At 58.4% G+C, this 26,649-nt stretch carries 34 protein-coding genes; 13 read left to right on the forward strand and 21 right to left on the reverse strand.

All coding sequences use genetic code 11. From position 1 onward, the window contains the following. Positions 1-82: 82 nt before the first annotated feature. The 3 genes from SLIT_RS13925 (at position 83) to SLIT_RS13935 (ending at position 1,229) form a co-directional block, all read left to right on the forward strand. Entirely contained in the window at positions 83-406 is a 324-nt protein-coding gene (locus SLIT_RS13925) for a type II toxin-antitoxin system RelE/ParE family toxin (RefSeq protein WP_013030910.1), read from the forward strand. Next, positions 403-735, forward strand: coding sequence for an addiction module antidote protein (locus SLIT_RS13930; RefSeq protein ID WP_013030911.1), 333 nt, complete (start codon positions 403-405; stop codon positions 733-735). The genes SLIT_RS13925 and SLIT_RS13930 overlap by 4 nt, the downstream gene beginning before the upstream one ends. Before the next feature lie 80 nt (positions 736-815). Beyond that, positions 816-1,229: a DUF1398 domain-containing protein gene (locus tag SLIT_RS13935; RefSeq protein WP_013030912.1), complete on the forward strand. Its 414-nt coding sequence runs from the start codon at positions 816-818 to the stop codon at positions 1,227-1,229. 116 nt (positions 1,230-1,345) lie between these two features. On the opposite strand, the gene SLIT_RS13940 is transcribed toward SLIT_RS13935, so the two are convergent. Next, positions 1,346-2,203: a class I SAM-dependent methyltransferase gene (locus tag SLIT_RS13940; protein WP_013030913.1), complete on the reverse strand. Its 858-nt coding sequence runs from the start codon at positions 2,201-2,203 to the stop codon at positions 1,346-1,348. Between the two features lie 567 nt (positions 2,204-2,770). Between SLIT_RS13940 and SLIT_RS13945 the strand changes: the two genes are divergently transcribed. From SLIT_RS13945 to SLIT_RS13955, 3 genes are read left to right on the forward strand one after another with little or no spacing between them, the layout of a single operon-like run. After that, positions 2,771-3,055: a type II toxin-antitoxin system HigB family toxin gene (locus SLIT_RS13945; protein WP_013030914.1), complete on the forward strand. Its 285-nt coding sequence runs from the start codon at positions 2,771-2,773 to the stop codon at positions 3,053-3,055. Next, positions 3,052-3,453, forward strand: coding sequence for a helix-turn-helix domain-containing protein (locus SLIT_RS13950; protein ID WP_013030915.1), 402 nt, complete (start codon positions 3,052-3,054; stop codon positions 3,451-3,453). Before SLIT_RS13945 ends, SLIT_RS13950 begins: the two co-directional genes overlap by 4 nt. Continuing rightward, positions 3,450-3,671: a hypothetical protein gene (locus SLIT_RS13955; protein ID WP_150103017.1), complete on the forward strand. Its 222-nt coding sequence runs from the start codon at positions 3,450-3,452 to the stop codon at positions 3,669-3,671. The genes SLIT_RS13950 and SLIT_RS13955 overlap by 4 nt, the downstream gene beginning before the upstream one ends. Positions 3,672-3,755: 84 nt before the next feature. Here the strand turns inward: SLIT_RS13955 and SLIT_RS13960 are convergent, their stop codons facing one another. Together SLIT_RS13960 and SLIT_RS13965 are read right to left on the reverse strand one after the other, a co-directional pair. Further along, the gene (locus SLIT_RS13960) at positions 3,756-4,502 is read right to left on the reverse strand and encodes a YecA/YgfB family protein (RefSeq protein WP_013030917.1); all 747 of its coding nucleotides are present in this window, start codon (positions 4,500-4,502) and stop codon (positions 3,756-3,758) included. Positions 4,503-4,716: 214 nt separating this feature from the next. Beyond that, positions 4,717-5,415 carry a dUTP diphosphatase gene (locus tag SLIT_RS13965; RefSeq protein ID WP_013030918.1) on the reverse strand — a complete coding sequence of 233 codons (699 nt, stop codon included), beginning with the start codon at positions 5,413-5,415 and terminating at the stop codon, positions 4,717-4,719. A 130-nt stretch (positions 5,416-5,545) separates the two neighbouring features. Between SLIT_RS13965 and SLIT_RS13970 the strand changes: the two genes are divergently transcribed. After that, positions 5,546-6,031, forward strand: a complete 486-nt coding sequence (locus tag SLIT_RS13970) for a hypothetical protein (protein ID WP_013030919.1) — start codon at positions 5,546-5,548, stop codon at positions 6,029-6,031. A 54-nt stretch (positions 6,032-6,085) separates the two neighbouring features. Here the strand turns inward: SLIT_RS13970 and SLIT_RS13975 are convergent, their stop codons facing one another. After that, positions 6,086-6,739 (reverse strand): class I SAM-dependent methyltransferase, encoded by a 654-nt coding sequence (locus SLIT_RS13975; RefSeq protein WP_013030920.1) that lies wholly within the window; start codon positions 6,737-6,739, stop codon positions 6,086-6,088. A 138-nt stretch (positions 6,740-6,877) separates the two neighbouring features. Here SLIT_RS13975 and SLIT_RS13980 point away from each other — a divergent pair, with 138 nt between their 5' ends. Then, the gene (locus SLIT_RS13980; protein ID WP_013030921.1) at positions 6,878-7,723 is read left to right on the forward strand and encodes a cyclic nucleotide-binding domain-containing protein; all 846 of its coding nucleotides are present in this window, start codon (positions 6,878-6,880) and stop codon (positions 7,721-7,723) included. A 17-nt stretch (positions 7,724-7,740) separates the two neighbouring features. On the opposite strand, the gene SLIT_RS13985 is transcribed toward SLIT_RS13980, so the two are convergent. The 6 genes from SLIT_RS13985 to SLIT_RS14015 form a co-directional block, all read right to left on the reverse strand. Further along, a complete protein-coding gene (locus SLIT_RS13985; protein WP_013030922.1) occupies positions 7,741-7,992 on the reverse strand; it encodes a DUF2934 domain-containing protein in 252 nt (83 codons plus the stop codon). Positions 7,993-8,058: 66 nt separating this feature from the next. Further along, positions 8,059-8,625 carry a hydrolase gene (locus tag SLIT_RS13990; protein WP_013030923.1) on the reverse strand — a complete coding sequence of 189 codons (567 nt, stop codon included), beginning with the start codon at positions 8,623-8,625 and terminating at the stop codon, positions 8,059-8,061. A gap of 137 nt (positions 8,626-8,762) precedes the next feature. Beyond that, complete coding sequence (locus SLIT_RS13995) at positions 8,763-9,239, reverse strand: YbhB/YbcL family Raf kinase inhibitor-like protein (protein WP_013030924.1); 477 nt, start codon at positions 9,237-9,239, stop codon at positions 8,763-8,765. A 142-nt stretch (positions 9,240-9,381) separates the two neighbouring features. Then, positions 9,382-11,397: a sensor domain-containing diguanylate cyclase gene (locus SLIT_RS15435; RefSeq protein ID WP_013030925.1), complete on the reverse strand. Its 2,016-nt coding sequence runs from the start codon at positions 11,395-11,397 to the stop codon at positions 9,382-9,384. Between the two features lie 202 nt (positions 11,398-11,599). Next, positions 11,600-12,175, reverse strand: a complete 576-nt coding sequence (locus tag SLIT_RS14010) for a hypothetical protein (RefSeq protein WP_013030926.1) — start codon at positions 12,173-12,175, stop codon at positions 11,600-11,602. 232 nt (positions 12,176-12,407) lie between these two features. After that, positions 12,408-12,743 carry a PM0253 family protein gene (locus tag SLIT_RS14015; protein ID WP_013030927.1) on the reverse strand — a complete coding sequence of 112 codons (336 nt, stop codon included), beginning with the start codon at positions 12,741-12,743 and terminating at the stop codon, positions 12,408-12,410. Between the two features lie 162 nt (positions 12,744-12,905). Between SLIT_RS14015 and SLIT_RS14020 the strand changes: the two genes are divergently transcribed. Continuing rightward, a complete protein-coding gene (locus SLIT_RS14020) occupies positions 12,906-15,350 on the forward strand; it encodes a putative bifunctional diguanylate cyclase/phosphodiesterase (RefSeq protein ID WP_013030928.1) in 2,445 nt (814 codons plus the stop codon). Between the two features lie 137 nt (positions 15,351-15,487). Further along, entirely contained in the window at positions 15,488-15,748 is a 261-nt protein-coding gene (locus SLIT_RS14025; protein WP_013030929.1) for a hypothetical protein, read from the forward strand. Positions 15,749-15,767: 19 nt separating this feature from the next. Here the strand turns inward: SLIT_RS14025 and SLIT_RS14030 are convergent, their stop codons facing one another. The 3 genes from SLIT_RS14030 to SLIT_RS16155 all read right to left on the reverse strand — a co-directional run bounded on the left by SLIT_RS14030 (position 15,768) and on the right by SLIT_RS16155 (position 17,622). After that, on the reverse strand, positions 15,768-16,760 hold the full coding sequence (locus SLIT_RS14030) for a hypothetical protein (protein WP_013030930.1): 993 nt from the start codon (positions 16,758-16,760) through the stop codon (positions 15,768-15,770). 117 nt (positions 16,761-16,877) lie between these two features. Continuing rightward, positions 16,878-17,354, reverse strand: coding sequence for a hypothetical protein (locus SLIT_RS14035; RefSeq protein ID WP_013030931.1), 477 nt, complete (start codon positions 17,352-17,354; stop codon positions 16,878-16,880). Positions 17,355-17,445: 91 nt separating this feature from the next. Beyond that, positions 17,446-17,622 carry a hypothetical protein gene (locus tag SLIT_RS16155; RefSeq protein ID WP_190272138.1) on the reverse strand — a complete coding sequence of 59 codons (177 nt, stop codon included), beginning with the start codon at positions 17,620-17,622 and terminating at the stop codon, positions 17,446-17,448. A 241-nt stretch (positions 17,623-17,863) separates the two neighbouring features. Here SLIT_RS16155 and SLIT_RS14040 point away from each other — a divergent pair, with 241 nt between their 5' ends. From SLIT_RS14040 to SLIT_RS14050, 3 genes are all read left to right on the forward strand, one after another. Continuing rightward, entirely contained in the window at positions 17,864-20,005 is a 2,142-nt protein-coding gene (locus SLIT_RS14040; protein ID WP_013030932.1) for a bifunctional diguanylate cyclase/phosphodiesterase, read from the forward strand. Between the two features lie 9 nt (positions 20,006-20,014). Next, entirely contained in the window at positions 20,015-20,218 is a 204-nt protein-coding gene (locus SLIT_RS14045) for a hypothetical protein (RefSeq protein ID WP_013030933.1), read from the forward strand. A 123-nt stretch (positions 20,219-20,341) separates the two neighbouring features. Beyond that, the gene (locus SLIT_RS14050; protein WP_013030934.1) at positions 20,342-20,608 is read left to right on the forward strand and encodes a hypothetical protein; all 267 of its coding nucleotides are present in this window, start codon (positions 20,342-20,344) and stop codon (positions 20,606-20,608) included. Positions 20,609-20,620: 12 nt separating this feature from the next. On the opposite strand, the gene SLIT_RS14055 is transcribed toward SLIT_RS14050, so the two are convergent. From SLIT_RS14055 to SLIT_RS14090, 8 genes are all read right to left on the reverse strand, one after another. Further along, positions 20,621-21,766, reverse strand: a complete 1,146-nt coding sequence (locus tag SLIT_RS14055) for a THUMP domain-containing class I SAM-dependent RNA methyltransferase (protein WP_013030935.1) — start codon at positions 21,764-21,766, stop codon at positions 20,621-20,623. 90 nt (positions 21,767-21,856) lie between these two features. Continuing rightward, entirely contained in the window at positions 21,857-22,267 is a 411-nt protein-coding gene (locus SLIT_RS14060; RefSeq protein WP_013030936.1) for a CopD family protein, read from the reverse strand. Between the two features lie 5 nt (positions 22,268-22,272). Then, complete coding sequence (locus SLIT_RS14065) at positions 22,273-23,058, reverse strand: ABC transporter permease (RefSeq protein ID WP_013030937.1); 786 nt, start codon at positions 23,056-23,058, stop codon at positions 22,273-22,275. After that, positions 23,055-23,522, reverse strand: a complete 468-nt coding sequence (locus SLIT_RS14070) for a thioesterase family protein (RefSeq protein ID WP_013030938.1) — start codon at positions 23,520-23,522, stop codon at positions 23,055-23,057. The genes SLIT_RS14065 and SLIT_RS14070 overlap by 4 nt, the downstream gene beginning before the upstream one ends. Continuing rightward, a complete protein-coding gene (locus SLIT_RS14075) occupies positions 23,519-24,433 on the reverse strand; it encodes an ATP-binding cassette domain-containing protein (RefSeq protein WP_013030939.1) in 915 nt (304 codons plus the stop codon). The genes SLIT_RS14070 and SLIT_RS14075 overlap by 4 nt, the downstream gene beginning before the upstream one ends. A gap of 102 nt (positions 24,434-24,535) precedes the next feature. Continuing rightward, a complete protein-coding gene (locus SLIT_RS14080) occupies positions 24,536-25,156 on the reverse strand; it encodes an alpha/beta hydrolase (RefSeq protein ID WP_013030940.1) in 621 nt (206 codons plus the stop codon). Next, positions 25,156-25,467, reverse strand: a complete 312-nt coding sequence (locus SLIT_RS14085; RefSeq protein WP_013030941.1) for a (2Fe-2S) ferredoxin domain-containing protein — start codon at positions 25,465-25,467, stop codon at positions 25,156-25,158. Before SLIT_RS14085 ends, SLIT_RS14080 begins: the two co-directional genes overlap by 1 nt. Beyond that, positions 25,464-26,549, reverse strand: coding sequence for a VanZ family protein (locus tag SLIT_RS14090; protein ID WP_013030942.1), 1,086 nt, complete (start codon positions 26,547-26,549; stop codon positions 25,464-25,466). The genes SLIT_RS14085 and SLIT_RS14090 overlap by 4 nt, the downstream gene beginning before the upstream one ends. Positions 26,550-26,649 lie beyond the last annotated feature (100 nt).

Below are 26,649 nucleotides of genomic sequence, written 5' to 3' on the forward strand. Positions count from 1 at the left end.
AGGCATTTTCTGCACAACTGCATCAAGCCCATCATCCATAAGCCCACTTGATTGTTAGTAGCTTTTAAGCTACATTGTTCTCATGATCGAAGTCTTCCGTTACCAGACTGAGGATGGCACCGAGCCAATGACTGATTGGCTGCAGTCGCTACGAGACAAGCAAGCACAGGCCAAGATTCGCGTCCGCCTCAAACGTCTGGAAGCGGGAAATTTTGGAGACTGCGATCCGGTAGGCGATGGTGTGCTGGAGTTGCGCGAGCATATTGGCGCTGGGTATCGGGTGTACTTTGGTCGCCATGGACAGACGGTTGTCATCTTGCTATGCGGTGGTTCCAAGAGATCGCAAGCGTCAGACATCAAGACCGCCAAGGAATATTGGCAAGATTGGAAGCGGAGGCAAATATGAGCAAAAAAATCAAAGCAGCGGTATCACACCACGAACTCGAAGTAGCCGAACTGCGTGCAGATCGTGAACTGGCTGTCGAATATCTCAAAGCCGCCATGGAATCTCTCGATGATCCCGATGATCGCGCAGCCGGGTTGCTCGCACTGCGCACTGTTGCCGAGGCATATGGCGGATTAGGTGCGGTTGCCGCCGAGGCCGGTATCAGTCGCGAATCGTTGTATCGCACACTCTCGGCCAATGGCAACCCAACACTGAAAACGTTGCTCGCTGTGCTGAAGGCGGTAGGTATGAAGCTCTCGGTAGAGCCGGATCAACACGTGGCCGCGTAAACTGAAAGAAAACAGAATCAAGCAGATCACCACGTTTTTCTATTGCGCAGGCAACTATTCCAATTTGAGGAGAATCCTTAATGAGCATAGCAATTGAGAATCTTAAATCTGCCCAACAGCGGGCGATGGCTGGCAGGCCCAAGGTCAGTGGTTTTCCTTACTTGGCCGAAACGCTTCGGCGTGCGGGCGTAACGCGAAACATCTGGTCATTGCCTTCGTGCCAAAGCCTGTATCTGACTGAGAAAGGCCCAGTCGTTGTTCAAGGATCACCTCTGGTTACCGGCATGGCAGACGTGCCTCCATTCAGCCGCGATGCGCTCATCACTGCGTTGCGTACTGATCAGGCTGGGAACAGTACGTTTCCCGAGTTCTTGACAGCGACATGGAGAGCCGGTGTTGTTAAGTACGATGTGGACTTTGCAGCGCGAACCTGCACTTATTATGGCGTTGGCGAAGAAAAATACGTTGAGTCGTATCCTGCGGTTGAAATATGAACTGAGAAAAAGCCCGGCATCGCCGGGCTTTTTTGTTTAACACTACGCTAGCAATCCAACCTTCCCTTCAAAGCGTCATGCCACCGGATAATCCAATGCCTGCTTTCATCGGGCAGTCAGTGCAGGCGTGGCTTTTCTCCGCAGATGACCAGCGCCGACCAGTGGAGCCTTGCTTGTCCGTCGTTTGAGGTTTGCTGCGCAATTTCATGCACCGTGCGCCGGATCTTCTCGCGCGTTGGTTCGTCTGCCTTGGCCAACCCGGCGACGACCGGGGCAGCAACCGAGGTCATGAAATTCCAGTACTGTTCCGCGGATTCGAACACCAGCTCCCCGGCGACCTCTGTTTCGGCGACGTTTTCGAGCCCCACTTCGCGGTACGCTTCGGTCATGAGGCCCGGTGTCGCGCACCTGAACAGTCCCGGTGCGTCGCGCGGCGTGGGCGGCATCTCCACATTGGCGGCGATGGCGCCCATGATGGTGGTGGCCCATGAATTCTTCTCGGGGGCGCCCCAAACTGCCGTGCAAATATGTGCTCCCGTGCGGGACACGCGCGCCATTTCTCTGAGTCCGAGGTTTATGTCGGGAAAGAACATGAACCCAAAACGGCACATGACGGCGTCAAAACTTTGATCCGCGAAAGGCAATTCACAGGCATCGCATTGCCTGGTAGCAACGTTGGCAAGCCCACGATGTGCGGCATTTTCGTTGGCGACTTCGAGCATGCGTTCGGAGAGGTCTGTGAGGGTCACCTTTCCCCTGGGTGTGAGCTTTGCGGCAGACAATCCCGGTTCACCTGTGCCCGCAGCTATGTCGAGCACTTGGGACGTGTCCCGTAGTTTGGCGCTGCGAATGAGTTGCTCTCCGATCGGGGCCATCCAGTCCACCACGAACTTGTCCCACTGTTTCCAACCGGCGGAAAATCGGTCCCAGGTCTGGCGTTGCTGATCCCTGATTTGAATTAATTGTTGATTCATGATCATCTCCTTCACTAAAGGGGTCTGAATCGCACTGCTATCCCGCATTCAAATCCCAACACGAATTAGGTTTGTCGAATCACATCAGAATGCGCAAGTAAGCGTAGTACTTCTCGCCCATTTTGAAAAGACGGACCGTTGCCAACTACTGACGCTTTTGCTCAGACTGAGCCGATGCGCGGTAGTTCTCGTATTGCGCTACTGTGAATAGGGGGATTTTGACTGCAGAAAAGATCGATTGGGAACTGAGCACAGTTTCCGAATCAATGAGGACATGTCGAAGCGCTCTCGTTTCATGAGAATAAAAGGGGCCAATCAAAGGAGCCAGGCTCGATTTGATTTTTCAGGAAACCATACGAGAGCTAAAGGAGTCAGCACCACGTTTTCCTATTGCGCAAACAACTATTCAACGAACGGCAAACGATTGGGGTCAGCATCGGAATATGTGCGGATACCAAATTCGTCAGCCTTTTCGAGTTGGGGTAACCACTGGCACGTATCACGGCTCCCTTTCTCTGCCCGCCACCCCAAAACACACAATATCTCTAATTGAGATATAATGCCTCCATGCACATCATCACTCACCGCCGCATCGTGACTGCGCAGCAAGAGCATCCGCAATGCGCGAGTGCTTTGGAACAGTGGTACCGGCTGTGCAAAAAGGCCGAATGGCGCAATTTCTCGGAGTTGCGAAAGCTGTTCCCCAGCACTGACAAGGTGGGCGATGTATTCGTGTTCGACATTGGCGGAAACAAGCTGCGCCTGATTGCCGCTATCCACTTCAATACGGGACGGGTGTTTGTCAGAGCGGTATTGCCGCATAAGGAATACGACCAAGGAGGTTGGAAATGAACGCACGAGTCAAAGCAGCAATCGAGCATTGGAGCTATGTCGCACCGCTGTTGCAGCCTGCGCGCAATGCCAAGGAGTATGCGCAGTTGGTTGAGGCGCTGGACGCAGCTATCGATGCAGGCGGTGCGGATGAGAAACATCCGCTCGCGCGTCTGGTTGATTACCTCGGCGATCTGGTTGCCGAATATGAAGCCAAAGACAAAATGCCGAAGGCTGCGACTGGCGCGGATGCGCTACGTTACCTGATGCAGTGCGATGGCTTGCGCCAGGTTGATCTGCCGGAATTGGGTAGCCAGGGCGTGGTATCCGAGTTGCTTTCTGGGCGGCGCGAGTTCAATACCCGCCAGGCAAAAGCTTTGGCAGAACGGTTTGGTGTTTCGGCGGCATTGTTTTTGTGATTCAAAAAGTCATGGTAATGAATCTAAATGATGTGCTGACTGCGCTACCAGCCAAGCACCGGGCGAAAGTGCCGCAACGGGCAAATGAACTGTCAGCATTCTTATCGCCGGAGTGGCACGGGTTGGCATTGAAGGAGGCGGAACGTGCGGTCGCTGAAAATAAGGCTGGCTTTATTCCTTTGGATGCAGCCAAGAAGACATTGCGTAACGGCACTTAAACAAATTAATGAACAATTCGATGTGGTCAGTCTCCATTGATCCACATTGAATCATTACACCCAAGCAACTTCGGCCAACCCTCCTCAATCTTCCCCCTGAGCCGCCCCGCAGCACTTCTTGTACTTCCTCCCGCTGCCGCAACTGCAAGGTGCATTGCGGCTTATCTTTGGAATCTCGGCTGCAGCGGCTTTGCCATTGGCACTGTCTGCCGCACGGCGTTGCGGCGCCCAGAATTTGTAGATCCAGCCGATGCTGGCCGGGATCTGTTTTGAGAGTTCTTCACGCTGGGCCGGTGTCTTTACCAGCTCTTCTTCTGCCTCGCTGATCTCCGGCGCACCCAGCAGGTAGATCGGTCGCAATGCCACGGGGCCGTGTTTTGATTCGAACAGGGACTGCCAGCCAGAGCGCTGCATGTCGATGCCGGTCATGAATCCATGCGCCCACATCTCGCCGTCCATGTATTCGCGCTCGTCGCCTTCGAAGACTTGCAGATCAAACACGGGCTCGAAATGCTCGGCGTCCTGTTGCAGGCTCCAGACGATTGCGTTCATGTGGCGCGCGAGCAGGTCGGTGATTCGTGCTGCCTGGGCAGCGGATACGAATGCCGGTGCGTCTGCCGCTGTCGGGCCCCACACGCGCGGCATCCACTCTTCCGGTTTTGGCAGCGCCGGGCCGCAAGCAAGGGCAGTGAGGAATCCATCCAGACAGTCCAGCAGCATGACTTCGTTGGTGGTGGCGTCCGACATCAGAAAGCTGTCGAGCTCGTCCATCTCCTGTTCGGAGAGCGCGGGGGTGACTTCTTCATCATCGAAGGATTCTTGGTTTGACATGATGCTTATTCCAATTCTGTTTGGTTATTTGAATTTACTCCCTTCGCCCGCAGGCGGGATAACCAGCGACTTGGTTGACGTTGTTTGGCAGCCTAGTCGAATGGCTAGTAGTTACATCAGAAGGGCTGGGGATGAGGGACTGAGCTTCACCCTCAAACTGGCTTCAACCTGCCGCCCCTCACCCTAACCCTCTCCCGCTTGCGAGAGAGGGAATTTATTTCCCTTCCTGAACGATCAGGTATCTCGCCTTGAGCGAGCGGTAGAGCTCGTCGCGGACATTGGCGGAATCCAGATCGGCGATCTCCAGCACCTCGACCAGATGTTCGTTGTCCTCGCGGCCATCCCATATCTTGATGTAGGTGCCGGCCTTGTAGCCGTGGTCCTGGCGGAACACGTTGAGCACGTTCTTGCCGACATATTGTTTGAACAGGTCGTTCCATTCCATGTCGCAGTCGTGCAGCAGCGATTCGAACAGCGCGAGGCTGGTGCGCCTGGCTGCGGCGAGGCCCACCAGCAGGTCGAGCTTGTCCAGCAGGTTCAGTTGGGCGAGCACATAGTTCTGGTTATCGAACTGCACCGACTTGTGGTGCAGAGCGAGTTCGGCCTGCATCTCCATCTGCGCCTGGGCGATGTTGCCGAGTTTGACCTGTATGGCTGCGGACAGGATGAAGTGCCAGATATCGACCAGCTCCATGCGCAGTTGCGCCCAGTCGCATTCCTGCTTCTTCCACCACTTCCAGCCGTGGTGCTCGACCGCTTCGACGCCTTCGACCTGGATGGCGCGATGCCAGTTGTTGTTGGCGGCAACCCAGGCGGGGTTGACCTTGCTGTTCATGCCGTCCTGCAGTTCGAGCATGGTGAGGAGTTGGGTCTCGGAGATCGTCATTTTGCCGGCCTTGGGTAAAGCGGTCATTTTACAGTATGGCTCTCTTTTGATTCCTGCTACATCAAGCAAACCGAATGCAGGCCACGAAGCAGAAGACGCGACGGTTTGGGTGTTGTATAAAGGCACCATCTAAAGACACGCCCATCAGGAAATTCAAATGAACAGATCGCTTCTGCTTGCCTTGGTCTTCATCGCACCGACCTTCAATGCTTTCGCTGATGACCAGAGTCTGGTCTACGTCGCTGCAGGCACTGGTACCGGGAAGGCCAATCTTGCCATCGGTGCCGGGACTACTGTGGATGTGCTGGAGGTCAGTTCCATCGACCTCGGCAAGGTCGGCGGGAATTACACCGTGAAGTTCCAGGGCTTGTCGCTGGTGCAGAATGCCGTGCCCGTGAAGAACATGAACCTGATGTTCCGCGTGGGTCTCGGCAAGACCACGACGACTTTTACCAGCGGACTCACCGCGAGCAGGACCGGGATCGGCAGCGGTGTGATCTTCGGACTTGGTGCGCAGTATCATCCCCTACCCCACCTGGCCTTTCGCGGCGAAGTGAACCGGATCACCTATGCAACCGCCCCCGATGGCAGTTCGCACGCGGCAACCTACCCGGTGACGATCAGCGCGCTGTATATATTCTGACGCGGCCTGCCTGCATGCATGTGCATGCCCAGAACAGATAGCGACATCCGATGATCACTTCGGTGTTGCAACAACCACTTCGGTGGGCACGCCGAACTTGACCACCACGTTGCGCCGATCCGGCGACCAGTTTGCAAAATCAAAGAACCGGTCGAGCCGGAGCGGACGGCAGCCGCCCACCAGCGCGGGATGCAGGCGAAAGGCCAGCGACCACAGCGTGCTGACGATGCGCGAAGCCACTGTCACCCCTTGTGTCAGGCTCGCCACGCAAAGCTTGCCGCCGGGCTTGAGCACGCGGTGCGCCTCGGCGATGGCCTGGCGGATGTCGTCTTCGGGCAGGATGTCGAACAGGTAGACGCAGACGACGCGGTCGACGGAATGATCGGGCAGCGGGAACTGCATGGTGCCGTCGGTCTGCATCACTTTCGCGCGGTCGGCGTAGGGTGCGATGCGCTGTGTGGCAAGCCCGATCATGGTGCTGCTGAGGTCGATGCCGAGGTAGGAGGCCGTTGCAGGCAGGTGCCTGCCCAACAGGCGTAAGGCGAAGCGCCCGGTGCCGCTGGCAAGCTCGAACACGCTGGCAGCCTGTTCGAAAGCGGCGTGTGCGATGAGGTCGTCGAGCGCCGCATCTTCATAGAATGCCTGCGCATCCTGCTTGCTGCCGAAGCGGTCATAGAAGGCCTGTGCCTGTGGTCGGGTGAAGAGCATGCGGTCTCTCCTTGCGTTGGGCATCGAGAGCCTTCAGGTTACTTCCACATCGCCCCGCTTTTCAAGTTGACGCCCTTTCGCCCTCGCAGTAAATTCCGCGCCCCCAGCCAGAATCAACGAAGGCGCTCAGCACCAGACATGGACAATCTCGATTTCACTGCCCCACCGCCAAAACCGACTTTCGATACCAGGGTCGCGCTGAAATATTTCAAGGCTTCGGGCAGCCCGCTGGATGTGGCCGCAGGCACGACGCTCTTTGCCAAGGGCGACAGGGCCAATGCACTGCTCTTCCAGCGCGACAGGATGTATTTCCTGGTGGAAGGCGATGTGGAGCTGACGGTGAATCGTGCCGCTATCGGCACGGTATGCAACGGCGACATCTTCGGCGAGATGACGCTGATCACGCGCATGCCGCGCACGGCGACAGCCAGGGCCAAGACCGACTGCCGCCTCTACACGCTGGACAAGGACCAGCTCCATGCCGCACTCGGCGCTGCGCCTGAATTCGGCCTGTTGCTGATGAGCATCATGATCACACGCTTGCGCGACACCATCGCCGCCGTGAAGTCCTCAGGCATGCTGTCCGGCGAGGCCGGCGCGGAAGATGCGGGAGTGTTCGACAAGAAGCTGCTCAACAAGCTGGTGGATGAGCTGGACGACAGCACGCGCGTGCCCTACCAGGCCACACGCAAGATCATGGAAGAAGGCCAGGCCGGCGTGATGATGTATGTGGTGCTGGAGGGCAGCGTGGCGATCGCGATCCAAGGCAGCACGGTGGCGACCATCGGACCGGGCGGCATGTTCGGAGAGATGGCGCTGATCACGCGCGGCGAGCGCATCGCCAGTGCGATCGCACAGACCGATTGCGTATTGCTGGCGATCAGCCGCAATGTGTTCCTCGACCTGGTCTGTTCCAATCCGAAGTTTGCGGTGTCGCTGCTGGGTGCGGTGGGCAACCGCGCACGGCAACTGGCGGCGCGGTAGGTTGGATCTCTTTCGCTTCAGCGGAACGTACGCAACACCTGTCTCTCGGCCTTGAGCCAGTCTTCCAGTTCGTAACCGGGTTCGAAGCCGCGTTTTTCCGCCAGGTAATAAGCAGTCTGCCGGATCCTTGACCGCAATTCCGTGGCCTTCTTCTTTGCTTGCTCGTGGAAGTCTGGCTGGCCTTCGGCGTTGAAAGGGATGACCAGTTCCCCGTACAGTGGCGTCTCTTCCTGGCTCATGGTGAATGCCCCGCAAATAAGGGCATCCATTAGTAGCAAACCTTGGTTACAAAAAAATGAATGCCGCTGATGTGGCCGGGCAGCGCCCCAGCCATCTCACTTGACCAGTTTCGACAGCTTCTTGAACGATGCGGTGCCGGCGATCTTCAGCAACTGGAACACGACTGCCTCTGTGCAGGTGGGCACGGCTCCGGCCAGCACCATGGCCTCCATTGCGGTTTGCTTGTTATCGGCGCTGCGGCTCAGCACGGCGTCCTTGACGACATGCACGTTGAATCCTTCTTCCAGCAGTTCGATGACGGTTTGCAGCACGCAGACATGCGTTTCCATGCCGGCGACGATGAGCTGCGTCCTGCCGCTCTCTTCCAGTCGGTCGACGAAGGCCTCGTTGCCGCAACAGCTGAAGGTCATCTTTTCATGGCAGGGTGCGGCAGGCGCCCTGTTCTTCAGTTCGCTCAATGTCGGGCCCAGCCCTTTGACATACTGTTCGGTGAACACCACCGGTATCGCCAGTTCATTCGCGGCCTCGAGCAGGATGCCGGCATTCCTGGTGAGTTGGCTCAGCCCTGCCTGATCCATGGCGGCGCAGAGTTTTTCCTGCACATCGATGACGAGCAGCACGGCTTTTTCCGGTTCGAGCATGAATTTGTTCTGGATAGACATGGTTTCTCCATTGCATGGCGTGATTCGGTGGCGGAATTATGATGGAAGACCAATGGCGAGGATAGGCGACGGCAGCATCAGCTTCATTTTTCCGCTGCTGTGGTCATCCCGCTCTCTGCGTCATGCACCCGGCGAGTTCAATGCTGGCGCTGGTAACGACCGATCAGTTCGGCGCGGCTGATCGTGTAGCCCTGCATCATGGTTTCCAGTGCGGCCTTGGTGGGCGACTTCAGGTCCGGCAGCACGATGTCGAGGGCGATCAGTTTGTGGAAGTAGTGGTGGTTCCCTGTCGGCGGGCAGGGTCCACGATAGCCGATGGCCTGCCAGTCGTTCTTGCCCTGCAATGTGCCCGGCGGCAGCGCAGCAGCGGCGATGCCTTCGGGCAGTTCGTGCGTGTCGGGCGGGATGTTGTAGAGCACCCAGTGTACCCAGGTCATTTTCGGCGCCCTGGGGTCGGGTGCGTCCGGGTCGTCGATGATCAGGACCAGGCTTTTGGTGTTTTCCGGCACGCCGCTCCAGCCCAGTTGCGGGGAGACGTTCATGCCGTCGCAGGTATGGCGCTCGGGGATCGCACCGTGGTTGGGAAAGGATGCCGAGGTGATGGTGAATGGCATGATGTTCTCCTTGTCGAGGAACAGGCCAGTCTGAGTGATCAGGCGGGATGGGGACGCGTGCTATGGCGATCTGCGTCGGTTCAACTTTATGCGCATTTGCCGGTTCTGCCAAGCAGCGAACAACCCGCTTGGCGACATTGCTTCATTCCTGGCTGCACACCCGGTTGCGCCCTGATCTCTTTGCCTGATACATGGCCTCGTCGGCGCGCTTGAGCATGTCTGCTATATCGCTGTCTTTTGCCACCAGGCCGGTCACCCCGATCGAGATGGTGAAGGAAAGGGTCTGGCCCTGCTCCAGCGGCATCGCTATCGCTGCAACCGCCAGGCGCAAGCGTTCGGCTGCATCGAACGCTTGTGCGGCGGTCGCTTCCGGCAGCAGGATAGCGAACTCCTCGCCGCCGAGGCGGCCGATGATGTCGATCTCGCGCATCGTCTGCAGGCAGACGGCACCCAGTGTCTGCAGGACAGTATCGCCCACATGGTGCCCATAGGTATCGTTGATGTCCTTGAAGTGATCCACATCCAGCATCATCAATGCCAGCGGCTTGCCGTAACGTTTGGTGCGCAATATCTCCTGTTCTGCCAGTTCGTAGAAATGGCGCCGGTTGTTGAGACTGGTCAATGCGTCGATCTGCGCACGCCGCTCCAGTTCCTGCTCGAATTTCTTTCTTTCGGTGATGTCGTGGAATGCCACCACGATGCCTGCGGCCTGCTGTTCCCTGATGATCGCGGAGACGCTCACCGAGATCGGCAACAGCTGCCCGTTCTTGCACCTGAATATCTCTTCCACCGCACGGTAGGTCTCCCCGGTCCGCGCCACGCGCAGCATGCTGCACTCGTGCTTTTCCTTTTGCTTGCCGTCACCATGGACATGCAACGTGCCATGCATGTCCTTGCCCAGGAGTTCGTTCTCGCTGTAGCCCAGCAATCGGCATGCTTCAGGATTGGCAAATGTGATCTTGCCTTCCAGGTCGGCGACCAGCAGGCCGTCGCTCATGGTGACGGCGATCTCGCGCAGGCGCGCCTCTTCTTCTTCCATCCTGACCCGCGCCTGCTTGCGGCTCAGGCTGAAAAAGGCGATGGCCAACGACCCGAACGCAAGCAGCAGGTAAGCGACACCGTACAGGATGTCCCTGCCCACCTCATTGATCTCGGCAGCCTCGGTGAAGGTTGCATAGGGGGTGAACGAAACGATCTTCCAGTAATATTCGCGCGCTGACAGTTCGTGCTTGCTGGGAGACCGCGGCAACGGCGAGCCAGTGGATGAGCGCTGCCCGGGTTGCAATGGATAGACCGTGGAATACACGAACAGCCCGGCATCTGTCTGCAGCGCCCCGCTGTCGCCGGTCGATATGGCGTTCCATACGTCGGGGTATTTCTTTCCGAACCTGAGTTCCGGCTTGCCCAGCATGAAACCCCATTCTTCATCTTGCTTCGCGCTGCTCAACCAGTAACCATCGCGGTTGAGCAGCATGCCGCGGCGCCGATCGCCGCCGCGCATGACATCGCGGAAGTGCTGCAGCAGCTCTCCGCCAAAGTAATTGAGCAGGATAACGCCGCGTTTGTGCCCGGCACCATCGAACACCGGCATGCCGAAACGGATCATCGGTTTGTAGGGGAGTTCCAGCTGGTCGTGCTCGATGTTCAGGTCCAACGGAGAGACGAATATCTCGTTGCGGTCGAGCTTGATGCTGTCGCGGAAGAAATATCTGCCGGATTTATCCTGCAGCTGGCTGCGCGGAACGATGGCCGGGCTGCCCTCATTGAAGTTGACACGGACGATCTCGCGACCGGAGGTGTCCAGGTAGCGCACCTGGTCGTAGTTCCCCGATATCCTGCACAATTCCAGAAACAGATTGGCCAGTTCGTCGAAGCGCTCCTCGCCGCCATGATCGAGGAAGCGCCGCAGTGACGGGGTGGACGCAAGCAGGCGCAGATCCGAAGTGACCGTGGAAAAATCACGCGCCACCAGATTCTTCGCGGTGTCGACCCGTGCCGCTTCTCTTACCTTGGCGTTGTTGATCCGGTCCTGTACATCAAACCGTATGCTGAGAAAGATCGCGACGGTGAGCACGATCGCGGCAGACAGGTAGATCAGGACGAATCGCCGCAGCAGTGCCGGAACAGGCATTCTCGCAGCAGCGCTTGGTTGCAACATGAGTTCCTCCACGTCCGGGTTCGACAGTTTTTATACTATGAGCCGCCTCATACGCTGAACCTGTGTTTGCAGGTTTGCCTACAACATGATCATGATACCCCACGTGAAATGCAGCAGGTGATCAAAGCGGCTTGTTTCGCTCGAAGATTCAGGGGGAATGACACCGGAGAAGCCGGGAAGGATCCGGCATCCGTGATTCGAGTCAGTCGTTCGGGGCGAGCTGCAGCGAACAGGACATGACACCGGCAACGATCAGGTTCACACCGTGTCCGACTGCCGGATTCTTCGCCAGTTCGAAACAGACCAGGGTGGCGATCACGTTGCGAACCTTTTGTTGCGTCATCAGGTTCCAGGTCGCGTCGAATTCATCCTGGGTGAATACCAGTTCCAGATCGATGCGGAGCTGGTTCGGCAATTCGGCGATATATATGCGACCGATCTCACCGCTGCCAGTCCCTTTTTGCTCCGCAACATAGCCTGAAAGACCGTAAGCGATATTGACGCTGGAGACATCGACTGTCGTATGGGTCGTCAGGTAGGTAAACAGTCTTTCATCGAATTCCTTGTCGGAATCGGCCTGAGTCTCACGCTTGCTGGCGGAAGCCAGAAACGCAAAGTCGGCAGTCGGCTTGTTCTCGGTCATCTGCCGCGCGGCAACAACTTTTTCGCATGAAAGTTTCAATGCCCGGACAGACATCTGACTCGATACATCCTCAGACTTGCCCATGCTGTTGACCAGGAAGGAGTCGAGTTTAAGTGCAAGCGAGATTTCAATCATTTTGTCTGCAGTCGATCCTGATCGACTTTCTCCTTAAGTATCCAGATTGGGCGGTGCCGATGATTATTGCATCATTTGATCAGGCCGGCACCACGTCGACCATGGTTGTGCACGTTTCGTTGAAAGCCGGGCAAGCCGGAATGGCACTCGCGAGAACCGCGTCAGGATGGTATTGAGGCGCGGGTGCCGAAGCGTAACACCTTCGAAGCTTTACCTGATGGATAGATGCCAGCTAGAGGCATCCGCCGCAGCTGCCGCAGCGCCAGTCATGCCGATTCACTGCCTGGTAGAACCAGCGCATGTGTGCCACATCGCAGGGAATATCGTGCTGCAGGAACAGCTCCGCCAGCCAGGATGCATTCGCCTCTATCCACCGGTCTTCCGGCAGGCCCTCGGCATAGTCTTCGTCGTCGGGAAAGATATAGCTGTAAATGCCGTAGGTGTCCATATCCTCGTCGCGCTTGGCGGGGCTGAGCTCCAGCATCCGTCCCTGGAAAGTGATCTCCCAATGGCCGTTGCAGAGATTGTTGCCTGTGGCTGTCCAGGTTGCAGAGAATGGATTAGGCATGGCGATGGGCTGCTCGTGAATTTGCAAAGTTAAGGTAATGGAACCGGCTGATGAACAAGCCGCGTACGTTAGTCCCGCCGCACTGCAAATGATTCATGAAAAATCGCCGTATCCCGCCACGGCCGCAATGGTGCACGGTGGGGTGATATTTTTCATTGTCCCATGAAGGACATACAGGATGGCAGGGCATTTGCAACAAAACTGAAACGTTGCCGCTGGATTTTAAGGCATAATCCGTACGAATCCATCAACCTTCAGCCCGAATCCGCATCGCCTTTCGCCCAAGACTTTTTCGATCTCCGATCGGAAGCAATAATAAAATTGAAAGACAAGACGGCAATACAATCTGCACAGCTGCGACAGTTGCTTTCCGTTAGCAAGGTGTCGCTGATCACCAGCATCTCTCTTGCTGCCATACTCGCTTATATACAACGAACGGTGGTTCCTTCCAGCGAACTGCTCGTCTGGTGTTTGCTGATGGTGCTGGCCTCGCTTTTGCGGGCCGCGCTGGTCTATTCCCCGCAAACCCTCCGACTCGATGACGCTGCTGCGGTGCAAGCCAGGCTGCAGAAGTTCCGCATCGGCGTCGTGGTTGCAGGAGCAGTATGGGGTTCGGCCGGCCTCCTGCTGTTCCCGGCCCATCATCCGCAATATGTGATGTTCCTGATCTTCACGCTGGCGGGCATGACGGCCGGCGGCGTGATCTCTTTTTCTGCCGACTTGGTCAGCGCTGTTGCTTTCTCGGTGTTGCTCAGCCTGCCGGTCGCGATCCGCCTGTTCGTTACGGGAGACCATCTGTCAGAAGCGATGGGCGTGGCGGTGCTGCTGTATCTGGGCTTCATGATCGCGAGCATCCGGCGCATCAACCAGAACATATGCGAGAACATCATCCTGCGCATCGAAGCCGCAGCGCGCGAAGGCAAGGTGCGGGAAAGCGAAGAACGCTATCGTTTGCTGCTGAGCCATTTGCCGGTCGGCATCTTTCATTACAACACCGATCTGGTCATCACCTATTGCAACGACCGCCTCGCCGAGCTGCTGCACAACTCCGTCGAGCACGTGATCGGCCTGGATATGAAACTGGTCAAGGACCAGGCCATCCTGCCCAGCCTGCGCAAGGCGCTGGAGGGCGAGAGAAGCAATTTTGAAGGACATTACCTCGCCACCTACAGCGATGCCGAGGGATGGGCATACATCACTTGCACGCCTTTCCACGACCACAATGGTCAGATCGCCGGCGGCATCGCCATCGTCCAGGACATCACCGAACACAAGGCGGCCGAGGAGAAGATCAACAACCTGGCGTTCTACGACCCGCTCACCGGGCTGCCCAACCGCCGGCTGCTGCTGGACAGGCTGCAGCATGCGCTGGCTTCGAGCGCGCGCAGCGGCAGGGAAGGTGCACTGCTGTTCATCGACCTGGACAATTTCAAGGCGCTCAACGACACGCTGGGCCACGACATGGGCGACCTGCTGCTGCGGCAGGTCGCCCAACGCCTGGCTTCCTGCGTGCGCGAAGGCGATTCCATCGCACGCCTGGGCGGGGACGAATTCGTGGTGATGCTGGAAGACCTGGGCGGACACGATCTCGAAGCGGCGGCGCAGACGGAAGCCGTCGGCGAGAAGATACTCGCCATGCTCGGTCTGCCTTACCAGCTCGTTGCACATGAATACCGCTGCACTCCCAGCATCGGCGCAACGCTGTTCAGCGGCCACGAGCTGGCCAAGGAAGAGCTGCTGAAGCGCGCCGATATCGCCATGTACCAGGCCAAGCAGGCGGGCCGCAACACGGTGCGCTTCTTCGACCAGCAGATGCAGGACGCGGTCACCGCCCGTGTCGCGCTGGAAGGCGAATTGCACAAGGCGCTCGACCGGCAGCAATTCCGATTGCATTACCAGATCCAGGTGGACGCATCGGGCCGGCCGCTGGGTGCGGAGGCATTGATACGCTGGATGCACCCCGAGCGCGGCTTGGTGCCGCCCGACCAGTTCATCGGCATGGCGGAAGAGACGGACCTGATCTTGCCCATCGGACAATGGGTGATGGACACTGCCTGCGCCCAGCTCAAGACATGGCAGCAGCATGCACCCACCCGCGATCTCGTGCTTGCGGTGAACGTGAGCGCGACCCAATTCCACCAGCTGGATTTCGTCTTCCAGGTGCGGGCCACCGTGCAGCGCCACGCCATCGATCCGAAGTTGCTCAAGCTGGAGCTGACCGAGAGCATGCTGCTGGAGAACATCGAAGACACGATCAGGACCATGAACGCACTGAAGGAGATCGGGGTGCAGTTCTCGCTGGACGACTTCGGTACCGGCTATTCGTCCCTGCAATACCTGAAACGGCTACCGCTGGACCAGATCAAGATCGACCAGTCGTTCGTGCGCGATATCGCGTCCGACAGCAACGACCGCGAGATCGTCGGCACCATCATCGCCATGGCGCAGAACCTGTACCTGGATGTGATCGCCGAGGGCGTGGAGACGGAAGAACAACGACAGTTCCTGCAGGATAACGGCTGCACCCATTTCCAGGGATACCTGTTCGGGAAACCGGTGCCAGTCGAACAGTTCGAGGCGATGCTGCAGCCGGATCGAGCATCCTGAATACCCATCTCCACAGTAGTTAATCGAACCCGCCGGAATTGACGCCGCTGCGCGCCCGGGTCTACGCTATGCGGCACACGGGGGTTCGCGCGATTCATGCACGACCGTGAGTGATCTAATGACAATGGAGAACAGCCATGATCAATAGAAACGTCGTCCTGCAAACGCTGAAATGCAGCCCCAGCCAGTACCCGCAAACGCTTGATGAACGCTTCCCCCACGTGCTGGAAAAGGTCGTCAAACTGTGGAATTCACCCGATGCTGAATCCTACTTCGCCGATCTGCTGCAGCCCAATGGTCGCGGCGGCGGCAGATTCGACCGCGACGGTTTTCCGGACAAGGCGTGGGAAGAGATCCTGCAACTGCAAATACTCTACGGCAGACAGCGCCCCCATTAGGCGGATCAATGGCGGCAACTCATTGCCTGTCCCGGTTGCGCTCCTGGTTCCATCCCGGCCCGCGATTCGAGTCGCGCTCGCCTTCATAGCGCTGCTGCCTCGAGTCCCGCTCCTGCTGTCTGATCTCCCTGTCCTGCTGCCTGGTCTCGCGCTCTTGCGGCCTTTGCATCTGCTGCTCGCGCCGCATCGTTTCCGGCTGGGTCTGCTGCTTGCGATCCTGCGCTTCCGTGCGTCCCTGCCGCGGCGTGACGACGATCGGACTTTGTTCATTCGCGCCGCCTCGTTGCGGTGAAGTGGCGCGAGGAACAGCCTGTGCACCCTGCGGAGTGGGGCGAGAGAACGGTGCGTTCTGCTGCATCGCGCCACCTTCCTGCGGTGCACGTTGTCTTTGCTGCATGACCGGCCCGCCTTGCACCGGTTGCTGCTGGAAGCGCTGCTGCAGGTAGGGATCGCGGGACTGGTAACGATAATGCCTTTGTTCCAGTTCGCGCTGCTGCTCCAGTTGCCGAGGATAGCGATCGCCCGAATATTGGCGCTGATAGTCCGGCAACGGGGCCGGCCTGTGGTGGACGTTGCGGTTCCACCTGTTCCAGCCGCTTCTGCGCTGTTCCCATTCATGACCCCAGTGTTCGCCCCAGTGCGGCGGTTCATTCGACAGCCAGACCTGGAAGTACACCGGCGGCATGCGGTAGTAGCGCACCGGCACCCTGAGGATGAACACCGGTACATCGTCCGGATCCACCAGCCACCAGGGGCCGTTGTACCACGTGCTGACGTACCAGCTGTCATCCTGGTAGAGCCAGTACTCGCCGTCGTAGAAGAACAGGTTCGCTTCCAGCTGCGGAGCGTAATAGACCGGGTAACCCGGCACGAGGACAAAGTCCGGGTAGTTCGACAGGGCGAACCCGATGCTGACATTCGGCGTCGCGATCCGGACGCTCAGCTGATCGGCATGCGATGGCGCCGAGCACAGCATCAGCAACACTACGAGCAGATAACGGATGTGTTTCATGATGTGACCTCCAGTCCGATAAACCAGTGACTCATGCATGCAGGTGCCGAACCATCCCCGGCGACGGGATCATCCGACTCTGTCGGGATCCCGCAATGACCGATCGATCAGCGTCGGCTAATCGCGATCGCGTCTGTGCTCGCCGCTATTACCGCGGCGATCGCCGTCGCGGCCTTCATCGCGACGGCCTTGGTAATTTCCGCGTCCTTCATCCCTGCGCTCGTCCCGACGTTCGTCGCGGCGCTCGTCACCGCGATGTTCTTCCCGGTAGCGTGGAGCATATTCGCGGTTATACCAACCGTCCTGCACAAAGAAGACGCGCTCGCCGCAAGCGTTGTATTCGTGGCAATGCCTGCTCCAGTGCTTGGCATGTCCAGGCGGCACGCGCAGGTAGATCGGCGGACGCTCGTCCCTGCCCCGCTGCACGATCACCGGCTGGGCATTGATGACTACCGGCTGGGGGAAGTTGCCGATGTCGATCCGGCCATAGAAACCGGGTTGGCCTACGCTGACCGAAACGCCTACGTCGGCAGCATAAGATGTAGTGGTGAGAGTTGCGGCAGCCACTGCTGCTGCGATCAGTATACGTTTCATGTTGAAGCTCCTGTTGTGGTGAAGTTCAGACAGATAGCATCGGCTCACGTTCGCAGCAATTTTTTGCAGGGATCGAACGAGCCTGCTCGAATTATTCTCCTATTTTTGCCGGGCCGTTGCCTTTATCGACAACAACTTCGACAGATGTATCAATTTGCGCAGCATCGACAGGATTGCACCGTGGACCAGCGGCGTCGACATCCCTGTCGATGCGGCGGAAAACAATTGGAAAACAATCGGCTTTGTTACATTTGCCCTTATTGTCCATCAGCATATTTCAGTCAGGACTTCGTCGGAAACTGTCCTGGTTCCGTCATCGCCGCACGGGGATCTCGGCGGCATCCCCTGTATGCGCCTGCATTGGCGGATTTTCATCGTCTGGCGCGCGTCTTGCTGTAAACAATACCCAAACAAAGAACGGAAGGACATGGCATGCCGAAGCCGACTCTGCGCATTGGACCAATGGAAGGCACGACTGTTCATTTTCCGCATATGCTCGAGATTACCGAATGAGTGAACAGGACATCAATCAGGAACGCCTGGAGCTCGCTCTTGAAGCGGCAGGTCTCGACCTGTGGGAGAACAACCTGATCACTGGCGAGGTTTCGCGCAGCGCAGCCAAGACCTTTATGGAGCTTGGCTACAGCAATGAAGAAATCACCGACTGTCTGGACAATTATTTCACGCTCATCCATTCCGACGATGTTCCGGTGGTCCAGTCTGCCATCAACGACCATCTGAGCGGCAGCAAGGAACAATATCGTTGCGAATTCAGGATCCGCGCCAAGAATGGCAGCTGGGTCTGGTTTGCCAACTACGGCAAGATCATGGATCGTCATGGTGACGACCGGGGCCAGCGCTTCGTCGGCGTGACGTTCAACATCGATGAGCGGAAACGCAAGGAAGAACAGCTCATCGTCCTGGAACAGGATACGCGCACCCTGATCGAGAACTCACCCGACACGGTTGCCCGCTACGACCACGAATGCCGGCGCATCTACGTCAATCCCGCTTTAGCCTCATCGTTCCCCGGCGGCGCCGAAAAAATTCTGGGCAAGAAGCCATCCGAAATTCCGGGCGGCCCGGAATTCGACAAGTTTGAAGCAAAGATCGTCGAAGTGTTCGCTACCGGCAACAATGCCCTGTTCGAATTGAAATGGCAGGGCAAGGATGGCAAGGAGCTTTGCAACCATATCCGGCTGACGGCAGAACGCGATTCGTCCGGCAGGCTGACCTCGGTCCTGGCGATCGGGCGCGACATCACCGAGCTGTACGAATCGCGGGCTGCACTGAAGCGCGCGAACGCTCAGCTCGAAAACATGAACGACCTGCTGCAATCGCAGGCGACCAGCGACCCGCTCACCGGATTGCCGAACCGGCGCTTCATGCTCGACCGGCTCAAACATGCATTGGCGTCCAGTTCGCGCAGCGGCAGGGAAGGCGCGCTGTTGTTCATCGACCTGGACAATTTCAAGACGCTGAACGACACGCTGGGACACGATGTCGGCGACCAGTTGCTGCAGCAGGTCGCGCATCGCCTGGAAACCTGCGTGCGGGAAGGCGATACCGTGGCCCGTCTGGGCGGCGACGAGTTCGTGGTGATGCTGGAGGATCTGAGCGAAAAGGACCTGGAAGCCGCAGCGCAGACCGAGGCAGTCGGCGAAAAGATACTCGCTGCACTCAACCAGCCCTACCAGCTGGGCAAGCACGAATACCGCAACACACCCAGCATCGGCGCGACGCTGTTCAACGATCACCAGCAATCGTTGGACGAGTTGCTGAAACAGGCCGACATCGCCATGTACCAGGCCAAGCGTGCTGGCCGCAACGCACTGCGCTTCTTCGATCCGCAGATGCAGGAGACCATCAATTCGCGCGCCACCCTGGAAAATGAATTGCGCAAGGCACTCGAGCTGCACCAGTTCTATCTGTTCTACCAGGTCCAGGTGGACAGCGTGCAGGAAGACGGTTCGCACCGCGCGACAGGAGCGGAAGCTCTGATCCGCTGGGCACACCCCGAACGCGGCCTGGTGTCGCCAGCGCAATTCATTCCGCTGGCGGAAGAGACCGGGCTGATCGTTCCCATCGGGCTATGGGTGCTGGATACGGCCTGCGCCCAGCTCAAGACTTGGCAGCACGATGCGCTGACGCGCGGACTGGTTCTGGCGGTGAACGTGAGTGCCAAGCAGTTCCGCCAGCCCGATTTCGTCGCGCAGGTCGATGCTGCCGTGCAGCGCCATGGCATCGACCCGAAACTTCTCAAGCTGGAACTGACCGAGAGTCTGTTGCTGGAAAACATCCAGGACACCATCGCCACCATGAACGCGCTGCGCGAGATCGGCATCAGGTTCTCGCTGGACGACTTCGGCACCGGCTATTCATCCCTGCAATACCTGAAGCAATTGCCGCTCGACCAGCTCAAGATCGACCAGTCGTTCATCTGCGACCTGGTCTCCGACAGCAGCGACCGGGCGATCGTGCGCACCATCATTGCCATGGCGCAAAGCCTGAACCTGAACGTGATCGCCGAAGGTGTGGAGACGGAAGCGCAACGGCAGATCCTTCTGGAAAAAGGTTGCATCCATCACCAGGGCTACCTGTTCAGCAAGCCGGTACCGATCAATCAGTTCGAAGCACAGTTGCGGAGGTGATCGGTGCAAATGGATTGGGGTCTGGTGGTGGTCCTGCTGTGCATTTCCGTTCCGGTATCGATCGTGTTCGGCCTCTATTTCTGGAGCAACCGCAACGACAGGCGGGACGGCACGCGTTTTCTGGGCACGCAGATGGACATCGCCATCCTTGTCTTCGGGATATTCATATTGCTGCTGATGGTCGGCTGGATACGCAAGGCATTCTTTGGATGAGACGGGCTGGTCAATAAGGGGTATTGACGCATCCAGCGGCTGGGTCTTACGCTGTGAACAGGAGCATGGCTGGGCTCTATGCAAGCACTGCCATGGAAGTGATCAGATAACAAAGGGGAAGCAATGATCAGCAGGGAAGTCGTTTTGCAAACGCTCAAATGCAGTCCGAAGGAATATCCGAAAACGCTCAGCGAGAAATTCCCGCACATCCTGGAAAAGATCGTCCAGCTGTGGAACTCGCCGGAAGCGGAACCCTACTTCGCCGACCTGTTGCAGCCCAACGGCCGCGGCGGCGGCAGGATGGATCGCGATGGCTTCCCGGAGCAGGCATGGCAGGAGATATTCGAATTGAAACTGCTCTATGCCAAACCGCGCGTCAAAGGCAGGTAGGCCGGGCAGCCGTCACTTCGGGCGGTTGCTTCCCGCCACGATCTTATACTCGAACAATCTGCATTCGATCGCGCCGTTGTAGAGCGGCGTGCGTCTGGATGGGGTCAGGCGCATCAGCTTGGCGATGCGCAGATCGGCAGTGAACAGGTAGGCGCTCCAGCCGCCGAATCTTTTCTTCAGCACATCGCCGAGTTGCGGATACAGCTCGGCCAATTCGTCTTCGTCGCCCATGCGTTCGCCATAGGGCAGGTTCGCCACGAGAACGCCTTCCTTTTCCGGCGGCGAGACTTCCAGCGCGTTGCATTGCTTCAGATCGACCGTTTCACGGATACCCGCCTCTTCCAGGTTCTGGTGCGCAGCCTTGAGTGCATCGCCATAGAGGTCGCTGCCGTAGATGGGCAGTTCGCTCACCGGCAGTTGCGCGGCGATGGCGCTTTCGCGCATCGCGTTCCACGTCCTGGCATCGAAGTTCTTCAGTTTCTCGAACGCGAAATTGCGCGCGATACCGGGCTGGATGTTGAGCGAGATCTGCGCCGCCTCGATGAGGAACGTACCGCTGCCGCACATCGGGTCGAGCAGCGGGATGCCGGGCTTCCAGCCGGTCATCTTGAGGATGCCCGCAGCCAGGTTCTCGCGCAGCGGTGCGATGTTGGTGTGGATGCGCACGCCGCGCTTATACAGCGCATCGCCGGAGGTATCCAGATACAGCGTGAACTTCTCGCCTTCGAAGAATGCATGGATGCGCATGTCCGGATCGAGCTTGGCCACGCTGGGACGCGCATCCTTCTCAGCGCGGAACTTGTCGCACACCGCGTCCTTGATCTTCAGCGTGATGAACTCCAGGCTCTTCAATGGACATTTGATCGCGGTGACCTTGACCAGGATGGTGCAGCTCACATCGAACCACTTCGTCCACGGCAGATCGTAAACAGCTTTATACACATCCTGCTCGTCGCGGAAATAAGTGGCGTCTTTTACACGCCAAAGGATGCGCGAAGCGAGTCGGCTTTGCAGGTTGACGCGGTAGCAAGTCGGCCAGTCGCCGGCGAAGGAGATACCGCCGGCGCTGATGCGCACATCGGTGGCACCGAAAGAAATCAGTTCGTCGGCGAGGAGTTTTTCCAGTCCGCGTGGGCAAGTAGCAAAAAAGTCAGGCATCTAATGAACCTTGAGAACTATTGCCACAGAGACCACAGAGTACACAGAGATGAACGGCGGTTTTCTCTGTGGTCTCTGTGTACTCTGTGGCTAAAATGGTTTTACAACAACCAGAATAACCACGGCCAGCAGCACCAGCACCGGCACTTCATTGAAGAAGCGGAACCAGACATGGCTGCGGGTGTTGCGGTCTGCGGCGAACACCTTCACCAGATGGCCGCAATACAGGTGGTAGGCGACCAGCCCGGCAACCAGCGTGGTCTTCGCATGCAACCAGCCGCCGCTGAAGCCGAAGCCGAACCACAGCCACAGTCCGGTGATGACGGCCAGCAGGCCGATGGGGGTGACGAACTTGTACAGTTTGCGTTCCATCAGCTTCAGTCGTTCGCGCACCGCCTGCTCTTCCGCCATCGCATGATTGACGAAGATGCGCGGCAGGTAGAACAGGCCGGCGAACCAGCTGACGACGAAAAAGATATGGAAAGCTTTCAGCCACAACATGATGATCACCTCGATAGACGACGACGGAACAACACCAGCGAAATATAAAAAGCGCTCAGGGTATACGCCAGCAACACCCCGATATGCAATCCCGCTTGCGGCGGCACGTTGCCGCTCATCAACGGCCTGGCCAGGTCGACCGCGTGCGTCAGCGGCAGCATGCCGGCGACCATTTGCATGCTTTCCGGCAGCTGGGTGACCGGAAAAAAGACGCCGCATAGTAGCATCATCGGCGTGATCACCAGCGTGAAGTAGTACATGAAGAAGTCATAGGCGGGTGCCAGCGCAGTCATGATCAACCCGATGGCGGCAAAGGCCAAACCGATCAGCAAGGCCAGCGGGATCATCCACAGCGACATCAGCGAATGCGACAGCCCCAGCAGCCAGATCACCGCCAGCACCGCCGCACCGGACATCAGGCTCTTGGTGGCCGCCCACAATATCTCGGACAGCACCACGTCATCCAGCGAGACCGGCGTGTTGAGGATGGCCTCCCAGGTACGCTGTTCGTGCATGCGCGCGAAGCCGGAATACAACGCCTCGAAGCTGGCGCTGTTCATGGTGCTGTAGCACACCGTGCCGGCGGCAAGGAACGCCATGTACGGCAAACCGCCCATGCTCGGCAGCAGGCTGCCCAGGCCGTAGCCGAGGCCCAGCATGTAGATCACCGGGTCGGCCAGATGGCCGAGGATGGAAGGTGCCGCGATCTTTTTCCATACCAGCCAATGACGCTGCCAGATGGGAAAGAAACGCAGGCTCAGGCGCGGCAATGCATAGTCGCTGTTGCTCATTTCGATCTGTCCTGTTCCACTGCGGCGATGGCGTCGGCCGGACTGACCACACCGATGCCGCGTGCATACACGCAACCCTTCGATGTGCCTTCCGCCGCGATGCGCTCGTCCTTGCTGAAGTTGTGTTTCATGTAGAAATATTTCTCGTCCCAGTGCGTCACTTCGGTCTTCACCCTGTAACGCTCGAAGATGCCCAGCGGTTTCTTGTAAGTCATGGTGTGCTCGGCGATGACCGGTATCCAGTTGCGCCTGAACATGGCTTTCAGCAAGCCGCTGCGCGCGAAGATGTCCACCCGGTTGAGATCGCAGATGGTCAGGTAGCGTCCGTTGTTCATGTGGAAATTGATGTCGATATCGTTGGGCAATACATGCAGGCTGAATTCGCTGACGAAACGGTTGTCTTCGATGCGCGCACAGAACAGCGAACGGATGAGCACCCACAGCATGCGGAAGATCAGGTTCATTCGCGCATCTCCCGGCCTGTTAGCTTGAGAAACACGTCTTCCAGGTTCGCCGGGCGATGCAGGTAGCGCAATTCGCTTTGCTTTTGCAGGTGTTCCACCAGCGGTTGCGCATCCTTCACGTAGCAGAACACCGACTCGCCACTGACCTCGAAGCGGTGCGAGAATCCGGCAGCACATTCGCCGGCCCATTGCGCGGCCGTTTCGCCGAACACCTCTACCACCTGCGGCTCGATATTGCCCTCGATCAGTTCGCGCGGCGTGCCCTGGCTGATGAGCCTGCCGTTATCCATCACCGCAAGGCGGTGGCACAGGCGCTCGGCCTCGTCCATGAAGTGCGTGGTGAGCAGCAGCGTCTTGCCCTGCTGCGTGAGTTCGCGCAGGCGCTGCCAGATCAGGTGGCGCGCCTGCGGATCGAGCCCGGTGGTCGGCTCGTCGAGGAAGATCACATCGGGATCGTTCACCAGCGCCCGCGCCAGCGTGAGGCGGCGCTTCATGCCACCGGACAGCGTCGGCACCTTGGCATCGCGCTTGTGGGTGAGGCTGGCGAATTCCAGCAGCGACGGGATGCGCGCCTCGATCTCGCTGTCGTGCAGACCAAAGTAGCGCCCGTACACCAGCAGGTTCTCGGCCACGCTGAAGTCGGGATCGAGGTTGTCCATCTGCGGCACCACACCGACGCGAATGCGCGCCTCGCGCGCCGCCTGCGGCACCGGCAGGTCGAGCAGCATGGCTTTGCCTGCATCAGGCGTGATCAGCCCCAGCAGCATGCGCAGCGTGGTGGTCTTGCCCGCGCCGTTCGGGCCGAGCAGGCCGAAGCATTCGCCCTTGTGGATGGACAGGTCGAGACCGTCCACCACGCGCTGCCCGCCGTAGGATTTTTGCAGCCCGATAGCTTTGATCACTGCATTCATTCTGCTAAACCTTTTCAGCCACAGAGAACACAGCGCTCACAGAGAAAATCCCGTTCTGCCCTCTCTGTGTTCTCTGTGGCTGATTGCTCTTGTGTTTTTGCTTCACAGTTCCACCCCGTTGAAATGCCGCTTCACGATGTCGCGCAACTGCGTCAGCCGCCCGTGGAAGAAATGCTCCGCCTGCGGCAGCACCACGATGGGCAGGTGTTGCGGGCGCGCCCATTCCAGTGCGTCGGCCAGCGGCACCACATCGTCATGCTCGCCGTGGATGACCAGCGTGTCGGGCGCGACCGCGGGCATGGCGAAGCGGCCCACCGCGGGAGCAGCCAGGATCAAGTGCTGCGGATGCACTTGCTGTGCGGTGCGTGCGGCGACATAACCGCCGAAGGAGAAACCGGACAGGATCAGCGACAGTTCCTGGCCGAACTGTTCCTGCGCATAGCGCACGACGGCGACCATGTCCTGCTCTTCGCCGTCGCCGCCGGTGAATTCGCCTGCGCTCGCGCCGACGCCGCGAAAATTGAATCGCAGTGCCACGCAGCCGAGTTCGGTGAACGTCTTGGCCAGCATGACGGCCACCTTGTTCTCCATGGTGCCGCCCATGGTCGGCAGCGGATGCGCCACCACGGCGATGCCGCAGGTGATCTCATCCGGCATGTGCACGATGCCCTCGATATCGCCTGCCGTGCCGCTGGTGGTGAATTTTTCCAGTACTGTCGCCATCAGATCTTCAAGCGCTCGACGACTCGCCCGTTCCTGATATGTTCCTCGATGATCTCGTCGAGGTCGCTGCGGTCGACGTAGGTGTACCAGACTGCATCGGGATAGACGACCAGTACCGGTCCCAGCTCGCAACGCCCCAGGCAGCCTGCCGAATTGATGCGAACCTGGTGCTTTTCGGTGGAGATACCGAGCTGCTTGACCTTGTCCTTGACATAATCGCGCGCCGCCTGCGCATCATGGTTGTTGCAGCAATCCTCTCCCGCCGGACGCTGGTTCACGCAAAAAAACACATGTTTGTCGTAATGACTCATTCTCGTTCCTGTTTGTATGATGCCCGCGCCCACCACAGGTAACCGCCCAACAGCAGCGGGAACACCAGCGACACGGTATGCGACAGGCCGTTGTAATTGCGCAGATGACCGAAATGCCAATGGTACAGTCTCATTGCGGCAGACGGGGTGCCGCTGTCCAGCACCCAGTTCGCCAGTATCACATAACTCAGCGCCGCCAGTGCAGTCGCCCAGATCAGCCGCGGCGGCGGCAACCATGCGGCACCGGTGATCAGCAGCAAGCCGATCACGATACCCAGTATCGCCTCGCTGTTCAGCCACAGCAGCAACGCCCACGATTTAAGCAGCAATGCCGCCGCGATGAACTTCACCAATGCCACGATGCCCAGCATGAGCATCAGGCCAACGGCCACATGCCGGCGGGTGCGCAGCAAGGTCAGCAGCAAGGTGCCCACCATCAGCAGGTTCAATGCGACGGCCAGGCTTTCCCACGGGCTGAACGGTTCCGGCGGGCTCGCAATGAACATGCGATAGGCCGGCTCGGTGATGAACACATTGCCCAGCATCGGCAATGACGGGTTGATCTGCGCGAACATCCATAGCATCACCAGTGCCAGGCCGAAGTCCACTCCATTGCCTTGCCGAAACAGCCCGATGCGCCACTGGGTCACCCGTACGAACCACGCGCGCCGCTTGATGGACACCGCCAGCAGCCCTCCGCACAAGGAGCCACAGGAGTTGCTCAATATGTCTGCATTGGAGCTGGTGCGCATGGGCAGGTACATCTGCAGGTACTCCATGGCCACCGACAGCGACACGGCGGCAAGGGTGGCCAGCAGCACGCTGGCCGCGTTGCCGAAATACGTGCGGAAAGTGAGTGCCAGCAGCAGACCGAAAGGGAAATAGGCCAACAGATTGCTCAGTGCGTCGAAACCGGTGTAAGTGAGGCCCAATGGCGAAGTGAGCACCGCCCAGAACTCCAGCCCCTGCTCCTCCCATCCGGTGAATGGCGTCAGGCTGGCGTATATGATGAACACGGCATAACCCGCCACCAGGTAGCGGCGCAACAGGCTGCGTGGCTTGTCAGGTAAGGAAGTGCTCATGCATGGAGCCCGGCAGGGCTTAATATACTGTTTATGATTGACGCCAAAGTGCGGGTGATAAACAATGCCCCCGCTTCAGAAATCAGACCAATATAAATTG

This window comes from Sideroxydans lithotrophicus ES-1, assembly GCF_000025705.1.
In the GTDB taxonomy this organism is placed as follows: Bacteria; Pseudomonadota; Gammaproteobacteria; order Burkholderiales; family Gallionellaceae; genus Sideroxyarcus; species Sideroxyarcus lithotrophicus.